This is a genomic window from Mesorhizobium sp. M0136 (assembly GCF_040322515.1).
Lineage (GTDB): Bacteria > Pseudomonadota > Alphaproteobacteria > Rhizobiales > Rhizobiaceae > Mesorhizobium.
In genome coordinates, this window is record NZ_JAMYTP010000005.1 from 123,980 (window position 1) to 142,671 (window position 18,692).

Consider the following 18,692-nt stretch of genomic DNA (forward strand, 5'->3'; position numbering starts at 1 on the left):
GTTCAATGTTTGGTCTCCGGCCCGGCGATCGGGCCTCTGCCGCTGGCCTTGTCTTTCTCGAGAACTGCTTCGGTGATCGAATTCGGCAGCCGTCGCGGCTTTTCGATCAGCCCGAGCACCGGCATGGCGATGATGAAGAACGCGAAATAGTAAAGCGTCGCCAGTTGGGACATGACGACGTATGCGCCTTCCGCCGGCCGGGAGCCGAGCCAGCCGAGAAAGAGGGCATTGGCAACGAACAGCCAGAAGAGCACCCTGTACCAGGGGCGATAGACCGCCGAGCGCACTTTCGAGGTGTCGAGCCACGGCACAAGGAACAGCACCGCGATCGAGCCGAACATCGCGAGCACGCCGCCGAGCTTGGAATCGATCGGCCCGATATTGAACGTGATGGCCCGCAGGATCGCGTAAAACGGCAGGAAGTACCATTCCGGCACGATGTGGGCCGGCGTCTTCAGCGGATTGGCGATGCTGTTGTTGTCGGGATGGCCGAGATAGTTCGGCAAGTAGAAGACGAAGTAGGCGAAGAAGAACAGGAACACGAGGATGCCGAAGGCATCTTTGACGGTGGCATAGGGCGTGAAGTCCACGACATCGGTTTTCGATTTGACCTCGATGCCGGTCGGATTGTTCTGGCCGACGACGTGAAGCGCCCAGATATGCAAGGTCACCACGCCCGCAAGCACAAATGGCAGCAGGTAATGCAGCGCAAAGAAGCGGTTCAGCGTCGGATTATCGACCGCGAAGCCGCCGAGCAAAAGCTGCTGGAGCCAGTCGCCGATCAGTGGGACGGCCGTGAAGAAGTTGGTGATGACAGTAGCGCCCCAGAACGACATCTGTCCCCAAGGCAGCACGTAGCCCATGAAGGCCGTCGCCATCATCAGCAGGAGGTTGGTGCAACCGAGCACCCACAGCAGCTCACGCGGCGCCTTGTAGGAGCCGTAGTAGAGCCCGCGGCAGATATGGATGTAGACGGCAATGAAGAAGAACGACGCGCCGTTGGAATGGAGATAGCGCAGCAGCCAGCCCGAATTCACGTCGCGCATGATCTTCTCGACCGAATTGAAGGCCAGCCCCGTATCAGGAGCGTAATGCATCGCCAGCACGATGCCGGTCAGGATCTGTGAAACCAGCATGATGGTGAGAATGCCGCCGAACGTATAGGCGTAGTTCAGGTTGCGCGGGACGGGATAGACGATGAAGCTGTCATAGACCAGCCGCGGCAACGGCAGGCGGGCGTCGAGCCAACGTTCGATTCTGGTTTTGGGCGTATAGGTCGAGTATTTGTCGCCGCTCATCGAAATGCCCCTGCCTCAGCCGATACGGATCGTGGTGTCGGAAACGAATTGAAACACCGGTACCGCCATGTTCTCGGGTGCCGGCCCCTTCCGGATGCGGCCGGCGGTGTCGTATTGCGAACCATGGCAGGAGCAGAACCAGCCGCCGAAATCGCCTTCCTGACCACGCGGGATGCAGCCGAGATGGGTGCAGACCTGGATCATCACTACCCAGGCTTCCTTGCCCGGCGTGGTTCGATTGGCATCGGTCGCCGGCGCATCGGCCGGCAGGTTGGCATTGCGGGCGATTGGATCCTTGAGCTCGGCGAGACTGACCGCCTCGGCGTCCTTCCTCTCTTTTTCGGAGCGGTTGCGTACGACCACCGGCTTGCCATGCCAGTCGACGATCAGCGACGTTCCCGGCGTCAGCGATGAGACGTCGACCTCGATCGCGGCGGGCGCTTCGACGCGCAATGTGTGCTCGGCTGTGGAGGTTTCGGAAAGGTCGGCCATGGTGGCGACTCCTGTTGCTGGAAGCTGCGTCATCGAGTTGGTGGCAATCGAGCAAAAGCAGGCCACGGCTTTCGCCTTTCCAGTCTGCTCATATCGCCCGAAATATGCCGGCCGTGGCCGGGTGTGAGCCATCGTGCCAACGGCGCGCGCGTCCAATACTTTCGTTTAGGATTTCCTGAGCGAAGGACTGGCCGGGCTGGCGATGATGCCATCATGGAAGGTTCTGGATTCCTCCCAATAACCGTTGGCCACTGAGCTGGGATTTGCCCCGGCATTGCGCACGGCGATCCCAAACTTCAGCCCGACCATACCTCGGCATAGGCACGTCTAGCTGTCGGTGTCGTAGTCGTCGTCCCCGCCAGGTGCGAGTTCTTGGAGCGGTTGTCTCGCGTGGCAGGTTTTCCGCCCGGCGACGACCAGCGCGATTCAATCGGGTTCAGAAAAGGGAAAAGCGGTGAAACTCTACTACAGCCCTCTCGCGTGCAGCCTGGCCGACCACATCGCGCTGGAGGAGGCTGGTGCATCCTTCGAGCGCGAAACCGTCAATCTCAAAACCAAGCGGACGGCGTCCGGGGATGATTTCACCACCGTGACGCGCAAGGGCTATGTTCCAGCCCTCGTGCTGGATAGCGGCGAGACGCTGACGGAAAACATCGCCGTCCTCGATTGGCTCGCGTCGCGGTACCCGGCACTGGGAGTGGAAGGGCCTTTGGGCCGTACGCGCGTTCTCGAAGCGCTGACCTATGTCTCGACTGAAATACATCGAAGCTTCAAGCCGATGTGGCACCAAAGCAGCGATGCTGAAAAGGCCAAGGCGAGCGCGACGATTACGAGCCAACTCGAGTTCCTCGCAGACGGGCTCAAGACCGACTATCTGTTCGGCGACAAACCCAGCGTCGCGGATTTTTATCTTTTCGTAATGCTGCTTTGGGCGGCGCGCTTCCACGTCCCTGTTCCCGCGCCTTTGCAAGCCCTTCGCGCCCGAATGGCTGCCCGACCGGCTGTGCGCATCGCAATGGATCGTGAGGGCCTCGTCTGAAGCCGGGGTGGCCCGAGCATAAGATCAGACGCAACATTTCCCTCTCTCCCCACAGAAGATCAGGAGTCATTCTCATGCTGCCGTTTCTGCGGATGCTACATCCAGCCGCTTCCAAGCGCGGGGACGGCCTACATCTCGAATTTCTCCGAAGGGAAATCGAGGAAACGCTGGACCTTACTGACATTCCCTCAGAGCTCGCCGCACGGCCCCCTGGCCGAGTGGTTGCGATACTGGATTCGCCGCAGTCACCGTCGAAACAAGCGCAATATTTCCTGTCGGCCAATGGGGGCGGTTTAGTCGTTCCCGCTTGTTGGTCATCATAGAGCTTCATCATGAATGCGAGTAAGGCTCCCGACACGGTCGATCATCGCCGCCGGCGCATTGTCGGTGCGACAGCAATGACGTTCGCCGCCACGATCAGGCAAGCTGAGTGAGCTGCCGATACCTGCGCTGGATGGGCGGCGAGGACATGACGTTTGCGAGCTGAACATCGAGGTGCGGCCCTGGTCCCACATCGACGTTGCGCTTGACTCGTCCATATTATTGGTAATAAATCATACATATTGCCCTCAAAAAGACGGCAGGTCTGGGAGGACCGATGAAAATCACGGCCATCAAGGCGCGCGTCTGCAATGCGGAAATGCGCAACTGGGTCTTTGTTCGCGTCGAAACCGACGAGCCCGGGCTGTTTGGCTGGGGTGAGGCAACACTGGAATGGAAGACCAGAGCCGTCGTTGGGGCGCTTCAGGATCTTGAGGCCCTGCTCGTCGGGCAAGATCCGCGCAATGTGGAGCAGTGCTACCAGATACTTACGCGCCACGGATTTTGGCGTCTTGGCGTCGAGGGAATGTCTGCCGTCAGCGGCATCGAGATCGCGCTCTGGGACATCCTGGGCAAGTCATTGGGCGTCCCCGTTTGGCGCCTTCTGGGCGGCCAGGTCCGCGACTATCTGCGCACCTACACGCATCTCGGCCTCGGGGACATGAAGGCGGTCTATGAGACCGGATCCGCGGATGCCATCGTGGAACGCGGACGCATCGTGACGCAAGCAGGCTACGATGCGGTCAAGGTCGTCTGCGTTCCCTACACCCACTACGTATCGCCCGCCAAGGCAGTCGACTCCGTTGCCAATATGGTTGGTTCGCTTCGCGAGGCGGTGGGCCCGGATATCGACATCATGGTCGATTTCCACGGACGCCCTGCATCGGTTAACGCGGCGATGGATTATCTCAAGGCAATCGAGCCGGCCCGCATCATGTTCGCGGAAGAGCCCGTTCCACCCGAAGATGTTGCCGGACTGGCGCATATCACCGCGCGATCAGCCGTGCCGATCGCCTCCGGCGAGCGGCTGATCGGACGTCGCGAATTTACGCACTCGATCGCAGTCCGCGCCTTCAACATTGCCCAGCCTGATATTTGCCACACTGGCGGTCTGCTCGAGACGAAGAAGATCGCGGCCATGGCGGAAACCGCAGGCATCGGCCTTGCGCCGCACAACCCGCTTGGTCCGATCGCCGGTGTGGCTGCTCTTCATTTCGGCATATCGACGCCGAACGTTGTCATTCAGGAGGAGATGTCCGGTGCCGTCGCCTGGTATGACGACGTCGTCACCTGGCCAATTCAGCGTAAACCAGGCCGCTGGGATCTGCCCGAACTGCCGGGCCTTGGCGTCACCGTCAATGAGGACGTGATCGCGCGCCACCCCTTCAAGCAGGAAGTGCTGCATGCCCGTAATGCCGTCATGCCGGACGGCACCGTGGTCGACTGGTGAATGCGATGGCAGGCCGGCTGCAAGGAAAGATCGCAATCGTCACGGGAGCGGGCCAGGGCATTGGTGCCGCCACCGCCCGCGCCTTTGCGATGCATGGGGCAAAGACCGTTATTGCCGAACTGAATGCGGCAAGCGGGAAAGCGATCGCCGACGAACTGCTGGCACAAGGCGCGGACGCTCTGTTCGTCGAGACTGACGTCACCGACGCATCCGCGGTCGCGAACATGGTCGCGCGGACGATCACGGTCTATGGCGGCGTCGACATTCTGGTCAACAATGCCGGTGCCAACGTCTTCTACGAACCATTGATGATGCCGGATGAGGAATGGGAGCGCTGCCTTAAGCTCGACCTCCAGGCCGCGTGGTTCTGCGCCAAGGCGGTTTTGCCGACGATGTTGGCGAAGGGCTCGGGGTCCATCGTCAACATAGCGAGCTGTCACGCCTTCCAGATCATTCCCCATACGTTCCCGTACCCGGTCGCCAAGCATGCACTTTTGGGCCTGACCCGCTCGCTGGCCATCGAATACGCCGCACGCGGTATCCGGGTGAACGCGATCGCGCCCGGCTATATCGAGACGCCGATCGCGGAGGCCTACTGGAACACGTTCCCGAACCCCGCCGAGGAGAAGCGGCGAGCCTACGACCTCCATCCGCCCAAGCGCATCGGTCGGCCGGACGAGGTTGCAATGACGGCGGTTTTCCTCGCTTCGGACGAAGCGCCGTTCATAAATGCCGAGACGATCACCATCGATGGTGGGCGCTCGGTTCTCTACCACGACTAGCAACCACCAAAGAGCTCTCAGGGAGGATCTTCATGAAAACCACAACAAAGGCTTTGGCGACATTTGCGGTACTGGCTGCCGGACTGATGGGTGGCACAGCAAGCGCAGACGAAATCAAGATCGGCTACATCAACAAGATGGGTGACCATCCATGGTTTGTCGCCGAGGTTGGCGGCGCCAGGAAAGCGGCTGAGGCGGCAGGGGCCGCATTCGTGTCGCAGGACGTTCAGTTCGACGCCAATTTGACGATCACGACCTTCGATACGATGGTCGGCGATGGTGTGAAAGGCATCGCCATCGTCGTCCCCGACAAGGCGCTGGGACCAGTCATCGCGGAGAAAGCAAAGGCCGCAAAAATTCCCTTGGTGGCGGTCGACGACGATATCTACTACCAGGATGGCACCCAGGTCCCCTATGTCGGCATGAATGCCTACAACATCGGTGCGCGGGTGGGCGAAGAGCTCGCCAAGCTCTACAAGGCCGACGGCTGGGCGGGCAAAGAGGTGCGCATCGCCTCGATCGAGGATCGCAAGGCGGATACCTGCATGCAGCGCAACAAGGGCGCGGAAGAAGCGTTCTTGAAGGCGGTGCCCGATTTCAAGCCTGGGAATATCGTGCGCGTCCCTTACGACAACACGATGGTCAACGCCATCGACGTGATGACCACCACATTGACGGCCAATCCCAGCGTCACGAACTGGATATTCTACTCATGCAACGATGATGGCGTGCTGGGTGGTGCGCGAGCACTGGAGAATGCCGGCTACACCGCAGACCAGGGCATGGGGATAGGCATCGACGGGAGCCGCGCCTGCGACGCCTTCGGATCAGGAAAGCCCTCGGCATTCCGTGGCACGATGTGGCTCAATTCGGAAAATCACGGCGCGCTTGCGGTGAAGATTCTGCTGGCCTCGATCAAGGAGGGAACGAAGCTGCCGGTTCAATCCTTCACCGACCCGGAATACATCACCGCCGACAATTTTGCGTCGGACTACAAAGCCAAGCTCTGCCACTGAACCGGCTATGCGTCATGCGCCCTAGGGCGCATGACGCTTTTTGGGCCGGCAGGTTGTCAGCGCACACACGCCACCGACACGGGATCGATCCTCGGGAGTGAGCTTTGATGCAATCGGATTTCTTCTCGCTCGATAGGATATCGAAACGCTTCGGCGTCGTGCAGGCGCTTGACAACGTCTCGATTGCCTTTCGGCCGGGAGAGGTGCTCGCCCTGGTTGGCGAGAATGGGGCCGGCAAATCGACGATGATGCGAATTCTCGAGGGCGTGTTCGGGCCTGACAGCGGCACTGTGCGGCACGGTTCCACGCCGATCGTTTTCGGCGAACCGCGCGACAGCCATAGAGCGGGAATACGCGTCATCCATCAGGAGCCGGAGATCGTTCCGAACCTGACCGTGGCCGAGAACATTTTCGTTGGGGAACTGCCGCGGCTGGCAGGCGTCCTGCTCGACTGGCACAGGCTGGAGGAGCAGACCGACCGGGTGCTTGCGACCTTCGGCATGCAACAGGATATGCGGCCGCGGCAACTCTGCAGCACGCTCGGTCCGGCGCAGCGTCAGATGATCGAAATCATGCGCGCAATACGTGCCGGCGGCCAGTTGATCGCGTTCGACGAGCCGACCTCGTCACTGACCGACGACGAAGCGCGCCGTCTGTTTTCAGTAATCCGCCGGCTGCGCGAAGAGGGCACTTCGATCGTCTACATCTCTCACCGGCTGAACGAGATCATCGACCTAGCAGACCGCATTGTCGTTTTGCGGGATGGCCGGCTGGTCGATGATTCCCCCGCTGCCGGTGCCAGCGAGCAGACCATAGCCAAGCTCATGGTGGGCCGCGACATCGCCGATCTGTTTACGCGCGAGACGTGGCAATCGGGAAAACCGTTGCTGGACGTGGCGGGCCTGACCACCGACCGCGTCACCGATGTGAGCCTCAAGGTCCGCCGCGGTGAGGTGCTCGGCATCGCCGGCCTTATGGGGGCGGGCAGATCCGAACTGGCGAAGGCGATCGTCGGCTATGATCGGCGCCTCGGCGGAACCATAGCGATGAATGGCGTGCCCGTTGACTCTAACAGCCCACATGCAGCGATCGTGGCGGGCATCGGCTTCGCCCCGGAAGACCGCAAGCACGAAGCCCTGCTGCTGTTCCGCAGCATTCTTGACAACGCTTCGCTTTGCGTGCCCGACAGGACGTCGACCTTCGGCTTCTTCAACCGGCGCAAGGCACTGGAGATTGTCTCACCGCTCGCAGCAAAGATGTCGATCAAGGCGCCTAACCTCGACGAACAGGTTTCGAAACTGTCGGGCGGCAATCAACAGAAGGTCGTTCTCGCGCGCTGGCTTGCGCGGCAGCCGATGCTTCTCATCCTCGACGAACCGACCCGCGGCATCGACATCGGCGCCAAGGCGGAAATCTATCGCCTGATCGATGAACTCGCCGCCAGCGGCATCGGCATAATCCTGATTTCCTCGGAAATGCCGGAACTGATCGGGCTCGCCGACAGGGTGCTCGTCATGGCTGGAGGCCGGATCACCGCCGAACTTTCCCGCCCCGACATCGACGAGGCCACGATCCTGAAACACGCAATGCCGCAATCTGTACCATCGCTCGGAGGACAAATTCAGTGAACAGCCTTGGGCTCAGGACAGCAACAGCACAAACCGACAAAAGGCGCGCGTCCTTGCGCATCGCGGAGCGCATCGGCATTCACAATATAAGCCTTCTGGTTGCTCTCGCCATCCTCGTGCTCATCTTCGGCACGATCAGAGGCGATGTGTTCTTCTCCAGCCGAAACCTGCTGAACATCGGCCTCGGCATCACCATCCTGGGCGTTCTGGCGATGAGCCAGACGGTGGTCATTGTCGCGGGCGGACTTGATATCGCCGTTGGCGCAATTGTCGGTCTGACCACTGTATCGACGGCAATGGCCATCCAGTCGACGGGCTCGCCTGCGGTGGGCATTGTTGCCGGCCTGGTCCTGGGCGGTCTTGCCGGTCTTGTGAACGGCATCATCATCACCTATGGGCGGGTCAACGCAGTCATCGCGACTCTCGGTACGATGGCGATCTTCCGCGGCATCGCATTCATCATGTCCGATGGGCAATCGATCGCGATCTTCAGCGACACGTTCCGCTTCATCGGGATCGGGCGAATCTTCGGCCTGCCTCTGCTGATCTGGATTCTTTTGCTGACCGCGATCGTGTTCCATCTCTTCCTTGCCCGCTCGATCGTTGGCCGCAACATCTATGCCTTGGGCGGCAATCCCGTCGTAGCGCGCTTCTCCGGCATCAACATCAACCGCTACCGCGTCGGCATCTACATCATGAGTGGAGTGACGGCCGGATTGGCCGGGATTCTGTTGGCTGCCCGTACCGGCTCGGGGCAGCCCGTATCCGGATCCCAAGGTCTGGAACTCGAGGCCATCACAGCGGCCGTGCTGGGTGGCTGCGCCTTGCAGGGCGGCAAGGGTACGATCATCGGCGCGCTGCTGGGCGTCGCCATCATTGGCGTCCTCAACAACGGGATGATACTGACGTCCGTGCCAACCTTCTATCAGTTGCTTGCCAAGGGCTCGCTGCTGATACTTGCTGTGGTAATTGCCGAGTACCACTTGAACAGGACATGACGATGGACGCGGCGATCGCTTCGACTGGCCAGGGCAAGCAGGACATTCCTGCCGCAGATGGCACCACGTCATCGCTCAAGGATCGCATCGCACGCGATCTAGGACAGCGCATCCTCGCCGGTTCCTACGCGCAGCATTCCGTGCTGCCAACGGAAGCCGAACTTTGCGTCATCTACGGGGCGAGCCGCACTGCACTTCGCGATGCTCTTCTGACGCTTTCGGCGAAAGGATTGATCGAGGCACGCAAGCGGGCCGGGACGCGTGTGCGCGCGTCGAGCGAATGGAACAGGCTGGATGCACAGGTTCTGGAATGGATGCGCGATATCGAGCCCGATCTCGATTTCGTCCGCGGATTGATCGAGGCGCGACTGGTCATTGAACCCGCTGCCGCCCAACTTGCGGCCAAGATGGCGACGTCAGGCGATCTCGCAGTCATCGAAGCGGCCTATGAAGCCATGCGCATTGCTCCGCAGGACGATCTCGCTGCGTGTCTCGATGCCGACGTCAGGTTTCATACCGCCATTCTTCGTGCCAGCCGCAACCCGGTGTTCGCCAATCTCGGCAATATGCTTGCGGCCGCTCTCAGCTTCTCCTTCCGCTTGACCACATCGGCCACCGCCAATTACCAGCAGACGCTCAGCGCGCATGGCGACGTGCTGGAGGCAATTAGGATGCGCAGGGCCGACGACGCTCACGATCAGATGAAGGCGCTCATCGGGATCGCGTCGAACGACCTTCTTGCAGTGGCTCGCAAAGGCCGCCGTCAACAGCCGATCGCCGCTGCCAAGGCCGATACCGTCTGAAGCGGATGGTCGGGACGATCAAGATCAGAAGCGGAGACCTGTCCGCTGAAATCGTCCCATCGCTTGGGGCAGGTCTTGCGAGACTGGACTATGGGTGCGTGCCGCTCTTCAGGCCTTGTCCAAACGGCGGGAGCAGCAAACCGTTCGACCTTGCCTGCAACCTGCTTTTGCCATGGTCGAATCGCATCTCAGGCGGCGGGTTCACATTCGACTCCAAATTCCACGAACTGCCTACCAATGTTGCAGGCGAGCCATTTCCCATCCACGGCAATGGATTTTCCAGCGAGTGGGACGTCGACAGCGTAGCGCAAGACAACGCGAAGCTGTCCCTCATCAGCAACGGGCCCGGCCCATACCGATATCGCGCCGAGGTGAGCTACGCGCTGTTCGGACAGGGGCTCGAGTTGAAGCTTCGCATCGTCAATCAGGCATCGATCAGATTGCCGTTCGGGCTTGGCATCCATCCATGGTTCCCGAGAACGGCACGAACCGCGCTTCATGCGCCGGCCTCGCAGGTTTGTCTCGAACTGCCCAGCCATCTCCCCGAACGGTTTGTGGATGTCAAAACCCATCCCGATTGGGATTTCGGCGCCCCAGTCATATTACCGAGTGGATGGATAAACAATCTGTTTGCCGGTTGGAGCGGCGTCGCCACCATATCGTGGCCGGAGCACAGTTGCAGCCTGCGGATTAAAGCTTCATCTCCCTTGAATTTCTACCTGGTCTATTCGCCATCGGACGAGAGCGACTTCTTCTGTTTTGAACCGGTCAGTCATGCTGTCGATGCTCACAATCGTGGTTCGATCGACAAATGGAATGGACTGTCGGTGCTTGGGCCCGGCGAGGGTCTGGCAGCCCGTTGCAGCTTTGCCGTCAGTTAGGCGGACCTCAACTGCGCCCTCGAATTGGCGGATCTCGGCAGCACGTCTGGGGAGAACGAAGCCGGCCTTTCATTCAAACGGAGCCTGGGAAGAGGAACTCCGGCGACCGGAACCCGTGAGCCCGTTCGACGTTTGCCGGTTGTCGCCGCGCAGCTCGTCTGCTTGACGGCCTTCCAAATATGGGCTGGTAGGGTGGATCAATGACGGATGTTGACCCAAAGGAATTCGTGCTCGCAGGCACCGTCATGAAGCGACTTGTCTCCGGTGAACAGACGGGAGGCTTGTTGAGTCTGTTCGAAAACAGAAGCGACGGGCAGACGAAAATGCCAGTCCATGTTCATGCGAATGGCTACGAGACTGTCTACGTCATCGAAGGGCAGTTGACCGCAATTGTGGACGGTGTGGTCCGAACGCTCTCGCCCGGCGAGAGCATGTTTTTGAAGCGCGGCATCCCGCAGCAGCTTAAGAATCCCGGCCGTCGGCGATCCAATCCGAGAGGCTGCGGGCAAAACTTCGCGGCACGATAAGTTCGCACGCGGTCTCGCCGGTGCGCAGGAAGAGCACGGACACGTGATGGAAGGATGTCAGCACGGCGCGGCCCGGAGCGGCGGCCGGCGCGTGCCAGTCGACGGCAATGCAGCCGGACAGAAGCCTTGCGATACCAGGGCCGGCCATTTTCAAACGAACACGACCTTCCGCGAGGGGAACGGAACAGCCGAGATCGGGGTCGACGGCAAGCGCAGGCGCTTGCGTGCCTTCGTCGAGAGCCAGCCAGAGGCGGCGAGGTGCAACGCGGATAATTAGAAGCCCCTTGTGGCGAACCGTCTCTCCGACCGAAGCGGGAAGTTTCTTGCCCAGCGGCGCCGAGACGCTCTTTTCGAATTGCGTCAATGTCGCGTCCCAGCCCTCGATCTGGATGAGCGGACAATCTGCCACGGACAGGCTGAAATCCCGAGAAGAGGTCAAGCTAGCCATGCAGCCGTTCTCCCTGTGGATCGACGAATACCGGCGAGACAACGCGGGCGCGAACCGTTTCGGCCTTCATCGGATAAACTGCTACGACCTCGCTTCCTTCTGCCGCGACATCACCGGCAAGCAGGGCCAGCCCGACATAATGGCCGCGTTCGGGGCTGAAAGTGACAGAGGTGACGCGACCGCGCCCATGGCCATGGAGTTTCTCATCCGGCAGGAACAGGATGGCGCCGCCGCGCAGGCGTTTTCCGTCCTCAATGCATTCCAGTCCGACCAGGCGCTGTCGGTTGGGGGCCTGGAGGGCAGGGCGCCGTCGCAGGACGTCGCCTACGAAGCCGCTGCGCTTGCCGGCCATGCGGCCGAGGCCGAGATCGTCGAGCGTCGTGCGCCCGTCGATCTCAGGTCCGGCGACATGGCCCTTTTCGACCCGCAGCGCGCCAAGCGCCTCGACGCCGTACGGCTTCAGCTCGAGCAGTCTGCCGGCTTCGAGCAGACAGCTCCAGAGCTGTTCACCGGCAGTGGCGCCGACATAGATTTCGTAAGCGCGCTCGCCGGAATAACTGAGACGCAAGATGCGGAGCCCACGGCCCTCCCACTCGCTTTCGAGTAGTCCCATGTGCGGAAGTGCCTCATCGGAAACGTCAAGGGCAGGAAAAGCAGCACCGAGGATTGCGCGGCTGTTAGGCCCGGCAACCGACATTGCCGCCCATTCATCGCTGACCGAGGTGACGGCCACACGCAAATCCGGCCAGGCCGTGTCGAGCAGGAATTCGAGACGCGACAGCACATCGGCGGCCTTGGCGGTCGAGGTCGTCATGAAGAACCGGTTTTCCGCCAGCCGCGTCGTGGTGCCGTCGTCGAAGACGATACCGTCGTCGCGCAGCATGATGCCGTAGCGGGCGCGGCCTACCGCCAGTTTGGCAAAGCCGTTGGCGTAGACGCGATCGAGGAAGATTGCCGCATCCGGGCCCTGGACATCGATCTTGCCGAGCGTGGAGATGTCCATCAGCCCCCCGGCCTGGCGCACATTCCGCATTTCGGCGACATAGGCGTCGTTCACGTCACGTCCCGACTGCCGGTAGAAATAGGGCCGCATCCAGAGCCCGACCTCGAGCATCTCGGCGCCGTTCGCCACGTGCCAGTCATGCATCGGCGTGCGGCGAATCGGCTTGAAATGATGGCCGATGGCGCGCCCGGCAAGCGCGCCGATGGCAACCGGCGTATAGGGCGGGCGGAAGGTCGTGGTGCCGGTCTCACGGATCGTTGCGTTGCGCAGCGCTGCCATGGCGGCAAGTGCAGGAAAATTGCTGGTCTTGCCCTGGTCGGTGCCCATGCCGAGCGTAGTGTAGCGCTTCAGGTGCTCGACCGATTCATAACCCTCGCGATGGGCGATCTCGATATCCCCGGTCGTCACGTCCATCTGGAAATCGACGAAGGCTTTTCCACGTCCGACCGAAGGGGCTTCGCGAAGTAGCGTCGTGGCGGTTTCGCCGAGATCGAGTCTGGACGGAGCGGACACCGGCGCCGACTTGCCGCAGTAGGCTGCCGCTTCGATGCCAGCGCGATGGCCGTCCTCGACGGCAGCGGCGGTCGCATAGGCTCCTATCATTGCGCCGGCGCCGAACTGGCTGGCTGCAAAGACGCCCGGCACGAAGCCGTCAATGTCGTCGTGATACACAGGTTTGACACCGAGGTGTGAGGTGAGATGCACGGTTGGCGACCAGCCGCCGGAGATGCAGACCAGGTCGCAGGCGGCCGAAGATTGTCCCTCCGGACCATTGAGCGTTACGCGCCTGATCGCATGGCCGCCATGCAGGTCGACAATGCGCGTTGCGGCCCGCACCACCACGCCGAGCCGTGCGGCTTCTGCGGCAAGTGCTGCGGGCGGGACGGGGCGCAGATCGGCAACCGTCACCTCCGCGCCGGCTGCGGCATAGTCGAAGGCGGTGGGCCAGGCACCGTCATTGGTGGTGGCGACGACGATTTTCTTGCCCGGCAGGACGGCGAAACGGTTGAGATAGGTCCGGGCGGCCGAGGCAAGCATGACGCCGGGCCGGTCGTTGTTCGAGAACACCATCGGCCGCTCGATGGCGCCGGTGGCGAAAACGATCGAGCGGGCGCGCAGCATGGTGACCGTTTGCCGTGTCTCGCCATTCGGCTGCGGATTGGTTGGATCGCGCTGTTCGACCAGTCCCAGGACATTGCCATCATAGCTGCCGAAAGCGGTCGTCCGCTTCATCACCCTGATGGTTTCGAAGCCCTCCAACTCGGCCTCGGCCTGCCGCAGCCATGCGGCCGCTGCGCTGTCGGACGGTTCCGCCAGAAGCTGGCCGCCAAGCAGGAAATCCTGCTCGATCAGCGCGACCCGCGCGCCGGCCGCGGCGGCCGCCCGCGCCGCTGACAATCCCGCCGGGCCGCCGCCGACGATGGCGACATCGGCGAAGGCATGACGAACCTCGTAGTGGTCGGGATCCGCGCCGGTGCCGGCTCTGCCCAGACCGGCAGCCTTGCGGATAAAGTGCTCGTAGAACATCCAGGCGCGGCGCGTCGGGCCCATGAAGGTCTTGTAGTAGAAGCCGGCGGACAGAAACGGTGCCAACAGTCCGTTGACGCTTTGCATGTCGAAGGCAAGCGATGGCCAGCGGTTCTGACTCTCCACGACCATACCGTCGGCGAGTTCCAGTGTGGTCGCCGGCAGGTTCTGCTCGCGCCTCCCGGCGGTCCCGAGCGTAACCAGCGCATTCGGCTCTTCGGGGCCGGCGGAAAAAATGCCGCGCGGGCGATGATATTTGAAGCTGCGCCCGACCAGCGTGACGCCATTGGCGAGCAGGGCGGAGGCAAGCGTGTCGCCGCGATATCCAGCCAGCTTGCGGCCGTCGAAGGTAAACTCGACCGGCTGCTCGCGAATGATGCGGGCACCCACCGACAGCCGTTTGCGGTTTGAACTCATTCCGGTGACTTCCTGAGAGTTGATTTCCTGGCCCACAATTTTCTGGCGAAGTCGACGGCTGCGATGGCATGGTTGCGGGTGTCGCGTTCGACCACCAGCCATTGCCGGCAACCGGTCACGTGCTGCCAGAATTCACGGTGCGGGCCGGCCGGGTTTGTCCTGACATAGACATAACGGTACCAGGCCTCCGGATCGGGATCGTCATGGGCCGGACGCTTGACCGAGGCATCGCCGCCATAGCGGAACTCGTCATGGTCACGCGGGCCGCAGCAGGGGCATTCGATGCGCAGCATTTTGTCCCGCCTCCTATTGCAGCCAGGCGGAAGGGCCGGCGCCGGCCTCATCGAGCGTGTGGCCGGTGCGGAAACGATCGAGCCCGTAGGCCGCGATCAAGGGATGCGGTTTGCCGGTGGCGATCGTGTGGGCGAAGCACCAGCCGGAAGCCGGCGTCGCCTTGAAGCCGCCATAGCACCAGCCGCCGTTGAGATAGAGACCCTCGATCGGCGTCGGGCAGATGATCGGGCTGGCATCGGGGGTCATGTCCATGACGCCGCCCCAATGGCGAAGCAGACGGACGCGCGAAATGCATGGCATCAGCGCAATCGCTGCCTCCGCCACTTCGCGCACGACGCCGAGATTGCCGCGCTGGGCGTATGAATTGTAGCCGTCGAGATTGCCGCCGAAGACCAATCCGCCCTTGTCGGACTGGCTGACGTAGAAATGGTCGGCGCCATAGGCCACGACGTGATCTACCAGCGGCTTCAGCGGCTCGGTGACGAAAGCTTGCAGCACATGGCTTTCGATCGGCAGTTCAAGCCCAGCCTTGGCGCCGAGCACGGACGTGTGGCCAGCGACCGCGAGGCCGACCTTGCCGGCGCCAATCCGGCCTTTCGTCGTTTCGACGCCGACGATGCTGTCGCCGTCACGGACAAAGCCTGTCACCTCGCAGTTCTGGATGATGTCGACGCCATGGCTGTCGGCGGCACGCGCATAGCCCCAGGCGACGGCGTCGTGGCGTGCCGTGCCCGCGCGGCCCTGAAAGATGGCGCCATGGATCGGGAAGCGGGCGGTGTCGGAAAAATCGAGATAGGGCACCAGCCGGCGCACGTCTTCGCGATCGAGGATGTCGGCGTCGATGCCGTTCAGCCGCATGACGTTGGCGCGGTGGCTGAAACCGTCGAGCTGATCGGCCGAATGCGCGGTGACGAGTTGACCGCGCTGGGAGAACATTACGTTGAAATTCAGCGCCTGAGACATGTCCTCCCAAAGCTTCATCGAGAATTCGTAGAACTGGGTGTTGCCGTCGAGCAGGTAGTTGGAGCGGATGACGGTGGTGTTGCGGCCGACATTGCCGCCGCCGACATAACCCTTTTCGAGCACCGCGACGTCACGGATGCCGTGGTTCTCGGCGAGGTAGAAGGCAGTGGCGAGGCCGTGTCCGCCGCCGCCAATAACGATCACGTCATAGGACGATTTTGGCTCCGCGGCCCGCCAGGCTCGCTGCCAGTTCTTCTGGCCTGACAGCGCGTTGCGGAAAACCGAAAATGCCGAGTAGCGCGCCATGTGTGCAGGCCTATCGAATGATCGGGCCGGCCGGCGTGCGGGTAAGCACTTCGGCGCCCGCATCGGTCAACAGCACCGTGTTGGAGACGAAGTCATTGCCGCGACCCGTTCCCATCAGCCACGACAGGATGTGGAAGCTCATCCCGGTCTCGATCTCGAGGTCGGAATCGTGCCTCAAGCCGGTCACCGAATTGCCGCCGGTCCATGACGGCGGCTGGCCGGCGCCGACAAGGTAACCGCAGTGATGGCGGCGATAGTGGGAAAGACCGGCCTCGTCGGCGACGGCCTGCCAGGCGGCGTAGACATCGCGCGCCTTGGCGCCCGGCCGCAACGCCTCGACGACCGCGTTGAACGCCTTGGCGGTCACCTCCGCCATTGTGGCGTCTTCATCGCTGATGTGGCCGATGCGAACGAGCCGGCCGAGCGGGGCGTGGTAGCGCGAGATGCACCCGGACAGTTCGACAAAGACGGGCTCGCCGTTGCGGTAGATCCCGTCGCCCCAGGTCGTGTGCTCTTCACCCAGGCGCGCGGCCGGGCGGATGAACGGTCCGAAGCCCGGCGCATGACCGCCGGCGCGGATCATTGCCGCAACACATTGGGCGGCGACCTCCTGTTCGGAAGCGCCATCGGAGATCGCCGCGATCGCGGCACCGGCGGCGGCGTCCGTCACTTGTGCGGCCCGCCGCATCAGCGCCTGTTCTTCGGCGCTTTTCACCCGCCGCATTTTGTCGATCAGACCGGAGACATCGCTCCACTTTGCATCGGCTTTCATCTGGAGTGCCACGGCAAGTCCATGGCTAAGGCCGGCTGTCCAGTATTCGAGGCCGATCCGCTTGCCGGATAGGCCGAGCTCTGCCAGCACCCGCGCGGCAAGGTCGGCCGCTGTTTCGCTGTCGGAATGGCCACGGAATTCCGCTGCCTTCACCTGCTTCTCGATCGTCACCTTCTCCATCGAGCGGGTGACCAGGACAGGTTTTCCCCGGAGCGGGACAATCAGCAGGTGAGGGGCAAAATACCCCCAGTGATCAAGCCCGGTGAAATAGAAGACGTTCTCCGGCGAGGCAAACACTGCCGCGTCGAGCTCACGCTCAATCAGTGCAGTGCGGACCTTTGCCAGCCGGCCTGCGATTTCGGCTTCGGAAAAAGGATTGCGATCCATCGGGCGTCCTCGTGCTTGTTGCCGGCTTGCTGGCGGGCATGGTCTTTTCGGCAGCCGGTTTCCCGACCCCCATGTCAGTCGATGACGATGAGTTCGCGCGCCACATCGCAGAGGCGTTCGCCGCCGCGTTCCGTGACGACGAACGATTCCGAGATGGCGATGCCGAAATCGTCGAGCCAGACGCCGGCCATGAAATGGAAGCACATCCCAGACTGCATCTCGGTAGTATCCCCGGGACGAAGGCTTGCGGTGCGTTCACCCCAATCGGGCGGGTATGCGAGCCCGACCGGATAGCCGACGCGGCTGTCTTTCTTCAGCCCGTTCCGTCGCAGGACTGCCTGCCAGGCGGCTTCCACCTGTTCGGCGGTGTTGCCGGGGCGCGCCTTCTCGAGGCCAGCGTCGACGCCCTCGACGATCGCCTTGGCCATGTCGAGCATGGCTTGCGGCGGCTCGCCGAAATGTACCGTCCGAGTCAGCGCCGCATGGTAGCGGCGGCGCACGCCGGCGATCTCCAGAATGGCGAGGCCGCTGTCCGGCAGCGGCGCGTCGGACCACGTCAGGTGCGGCGTGCTAGTGCCCTCGCCAACGGGCATCAGCGGACAGATCGCGGCATAGTCGCCGCCTGATCCGGGCACGCCCATGATCTGCGCGTGATAGATTTCCGCAATGACGTGGTTCTGAGGCACACCGGGCCGCATTTTCTCGATGGCGCGGTTCATGGCATGCGTGCAGATCGCACCCGCCTCGCGGATCAGCACCAGCTCGGCTTCGGATTTGACCAGCCGCGCCCAGTTGACGAGATCGTGGTTGTTGGCGAAGTGCGCGTCGGGCAGTCCCTCGACAAGGTGGGCGTGGCAGCGCGCAGTGTAATAATGCGCGTCCATCTCGACGCCGATACGGGCCTTTTCCCAGCCGCGCGACCGGATCAGTCGGGCGAGTTCGTCATAGGGGTGTTCGACGGGCTGCTGCACCAGCCGCTCCGAGAACGGCACGATGTTTGTCTCCGGCAGGCCGGTTGTCAGGCGCGCGCTCTTGGCATCCTGCGCCCTGCCGAACCAGATCGGCCGATCCTCCTCCAGATGGACGAGGACGCACTGCGGAACATAGAACGACCATCCGTCATAGCCGGTCAGCCAGCACATGTTGGCTGGATCCTGACAGACGATGAGATCGAAGCCGGCTTTTTGCATGCGTGTTTTCACGCCGGCGAGGCGCTGCCCATACTCCGCTTGCGTGAATGTCCCGAACCCGTTCGCAGTCGCCACCGAAATCCTGCCTTCCAGGTACGCCGCTTGCCCTTTGATCAACATGGGCAAACAGGCCAAATTGTGCACAACTCG

At 62.1% G+C, this 18,692-nt stretch carries 17 protein-coding genes; 9 read left to right on the top strand and 8 right to left on the bottom strand.

Annotation, left to right across the window (positions count from 1 at the left end):
- Nucleotides 1–2: 2 nt before the first annotated feature.
- Together NKJ35_RS07730 and petA are read right to left on the bottom strand one after the other, a co-directional pair.
- The gene (locus tag NKJ35_RS07730) at nucleotides 3–1,298 is read right to left on the bottom strand and encodes a cytochrome b (RefSeq protein WP_254818513.1); all 1,296 of its coding nucleotides are present in this window, start codon (nucleotides 1,296–1,298) and stop codon (nucleotides 3–5) included.
- A gap of 15 nt (nucleotides 1,299–1,313) precedes the next feature.
- Complete coding sequence (gene petA, locus NKJ35_RS07735) at nucleotides 1,314–1,790, bottom strand: ubiquinol-cytochrome c reductase iron-sulfur subunit (RefSeq protein WP_352646016.1); 477 nt, start codon at nucleotides 1,788–1,790, stop codon at nucleotides 1,314–1,316.
- A 454-nt stretch (nucleotides 1,791–2,244) separates the two neighbouring features.
- Here petA and NKJ35_RS07740 point away from each other — a divergent pair, with 454 nt between their 5' ends.
- From NKJ35_RS07740 to NKJ35_RS07780, 9 genes are all read left to right on the top strand, one after another.
- The gene (locus tag NKJ35_RS07740) at nucleotides 2,245–2,829 is read left to right on the top strand and encodes a glutathione binding-like protein (protein WP_352646018.1); all 585 of its coding nucleotides are present in this window, start codon (nucleotides 2,245–2,247) and stop codon (nucleotides 2,827–2,829) included.
- 598 nt (nucleotides 2,830–3,427) lie between these two features.
- Nucleotides 3,428–4,600: a galactonate dehydratase gene (dgoD, locus tag NKJ35_RS07745; RefSeq protein ID WP_352646020.1), complete on the top strand. Its 1,173-nt coding sequence runs from the start codon at nucleotides 3,428–3,430 to the stop codon at nucleotides 4,598–4,600.
- Nucleotides 4,601–4,605: 5 nt separating this feature from the next.
- On the top strand, nucleotides 4,606–5,382 hold the full coding sequence (locus NKJ35_RS07750) for an SDR family oxidoreductase (protein WP_352646022.1): 777 nt from the start codon (nucleotides 4,606–4,608) through the stop codon (nucleotides 5,380–5,382).
- Between the two features lie 32 nt (nucleotides 5,383–5,414).
- A complete protein-coding gene (locus NKJ35_RS07755; protein ID WP_352646024.1) occupies nucleotides 5,415–6,398 on the top strand; it encodes a substrate-binding domain-containing protein in 984 nt (327 codons plus the stop codon).
- Between the two features lie 107 nt (nucleotides 6,399–6,505).
- Nucleotides 6,506–8,026, top strand: a complete 1,521-nt coding sequence (locus NKJ35_RS07760; protein WP_352646026.1) for a sugar ABC transporter ATP-binding protein — start codon at nucleotides 6,506–6,508, stop codon at nucleotides 8,024–8,026.
- A 53-nt stretch (nucleotides 8,027–8,079) separates the two neighbouring features.
- Nucleotides 8,080–9,024, top strand: coding sequence for an ABC transporter permease (locus NKJ35_RS07765; RefSeq protein WP_352646028.1), 945 nt, complete (start codon nucleotides 8,080–8,082; stop codon nucleotides 9,022–9,024).
- 2 nt (nucleotides 9,025–9,026) lie between these two features.
- Nucleotides 9,027–9,827, top strand: a complete 801-nt coding sequence (locus NKJ35_RS07770) for a FadR/GntR family transcriptional regulator (RefSeq protein WP_352476733.1) — start codon at nucleotides 9,027–9,029, stop codon at nucleotides 9,825–9,827.
- Between the two features lie 5 nt (nucleotides 9,828–9,832).
- Nucleotides 9,833–10,708, top strand: a complete 876-nt coding sequence (locus NKJ35_RS07775; protein WP_352646030.1) for an aldose 1-epimerase — start codon at nucleotides 9,833–9,835, stop codon at nucleotides 10,706–10,708.
- A 323-nt stretch (nucleotides 10,709–11,031) separates the two neighbouring features.
- Nucleotides 11,032–11,235 (top strand): cupin domain-containing protein, encoded by a 204-nt coding sequence (locus NKJ35_RS07780; protein WP_352646303.1) that lies wholly within the window; start codon nucleotides 11,032–11,034, stop codon nucleotides 11,233–11,235.
- Here NKJ35_RS07780 and NKJ35_RS07785 read toward each other — a convergent pair.
- The 6 genes from NKJ35_RS07785 to NKJ35_RS07810 form a co-directional block, all read right to left on the bottom strand.
- Nucleotides 11,171–11,683: a sarcosine oxidase subunit gamma family protein gene (locus NKJ35_RS07785; protein WP_352646032.1), complete on the bottom strand. Its 513-nt coding sequence runs from the start codon at nucleotides 11,681–11,683 to the stop codon at nucleotides 11,171–11,173. The genes NKJ35_RS07780 and NKJ35_RS07785 overlap by 65 nt on opposite strands.
- Nucleotides 11,676–14,630: a sarcosine oxidase subunit alpha family protein gene (locus tag NKJ35_RS07790; RefSeq protein WP_352646034.1), complete on the bottom strand. Its 2,955-nt coding sequence runs from the start codon at nucleotides 14,628–14,630 to the stop codon at nucleotides 11,676–11,678. Before NKJ35_RS07790 ends, NKJ35_RS07785 begins: the two co-directional genes overlap by 8 nt.
- On the bottom strand, nucleotides 14,627–14,923 hold the full coding sequence (locus NKJ35_RS07795) for a sarcosine oxidase subunit delta (RefSeq protein WP_352646036.1): 297 nt from the start codon (nucleotides 14,921–14,923) through the stop codon (nucleotides 14,627–14,629). The genes NKJ35_RS07790 and NKJ35_RS07795 overlap by 4 nt, the downstream gene beginning before the upstream one ends.
- 13 nt (nucleotides 14,924–14,936) lie before the next feature.
- Nucleotides 14,937–16,193 carry a sarcosine oxidase subunit beta family protein gene (locus NKJ35_RS07800; protein ID WP_352646038.1) on the bottom strand — a complete coding sequence of 419 codons (1,257 nt, stop codon included), beginning with the start codon at nucleotides 16,191–16,193 and terminating at the stop codon, nucleotides 14,937–14,939.
- A gap of 10 nt (nucleotides 16,194–16,203) precedes the next feature.
- Nucleotides 16,204–17,352: a M24 family metallopeptidase gene (locus NKJ35_RS07805; protein WP_352646040.1), complete on the bottom strand. Its 1,149-nt coding sequence runs from the start codon at nucleotides 17,350–17,352 to the stop codon at nucleotides 16,204–16,206.
- 74 nt (nucleotides 17,353–17,426) lie between these two features.
- Nucleotides 17,427–18,662, bottom strand: coding sequence for a M24 family metallopeptidase (locus tag NKJ35_RS07810; RefSeq protein ID WP_352646042.1), 1,236 nt, complete (start codon nucleotides 18,660–18,662; stop codon nucleotides 17,427–17,429).
- Nucleotides 18,663–18,692 lie beyond the last annotated feature (30 nt).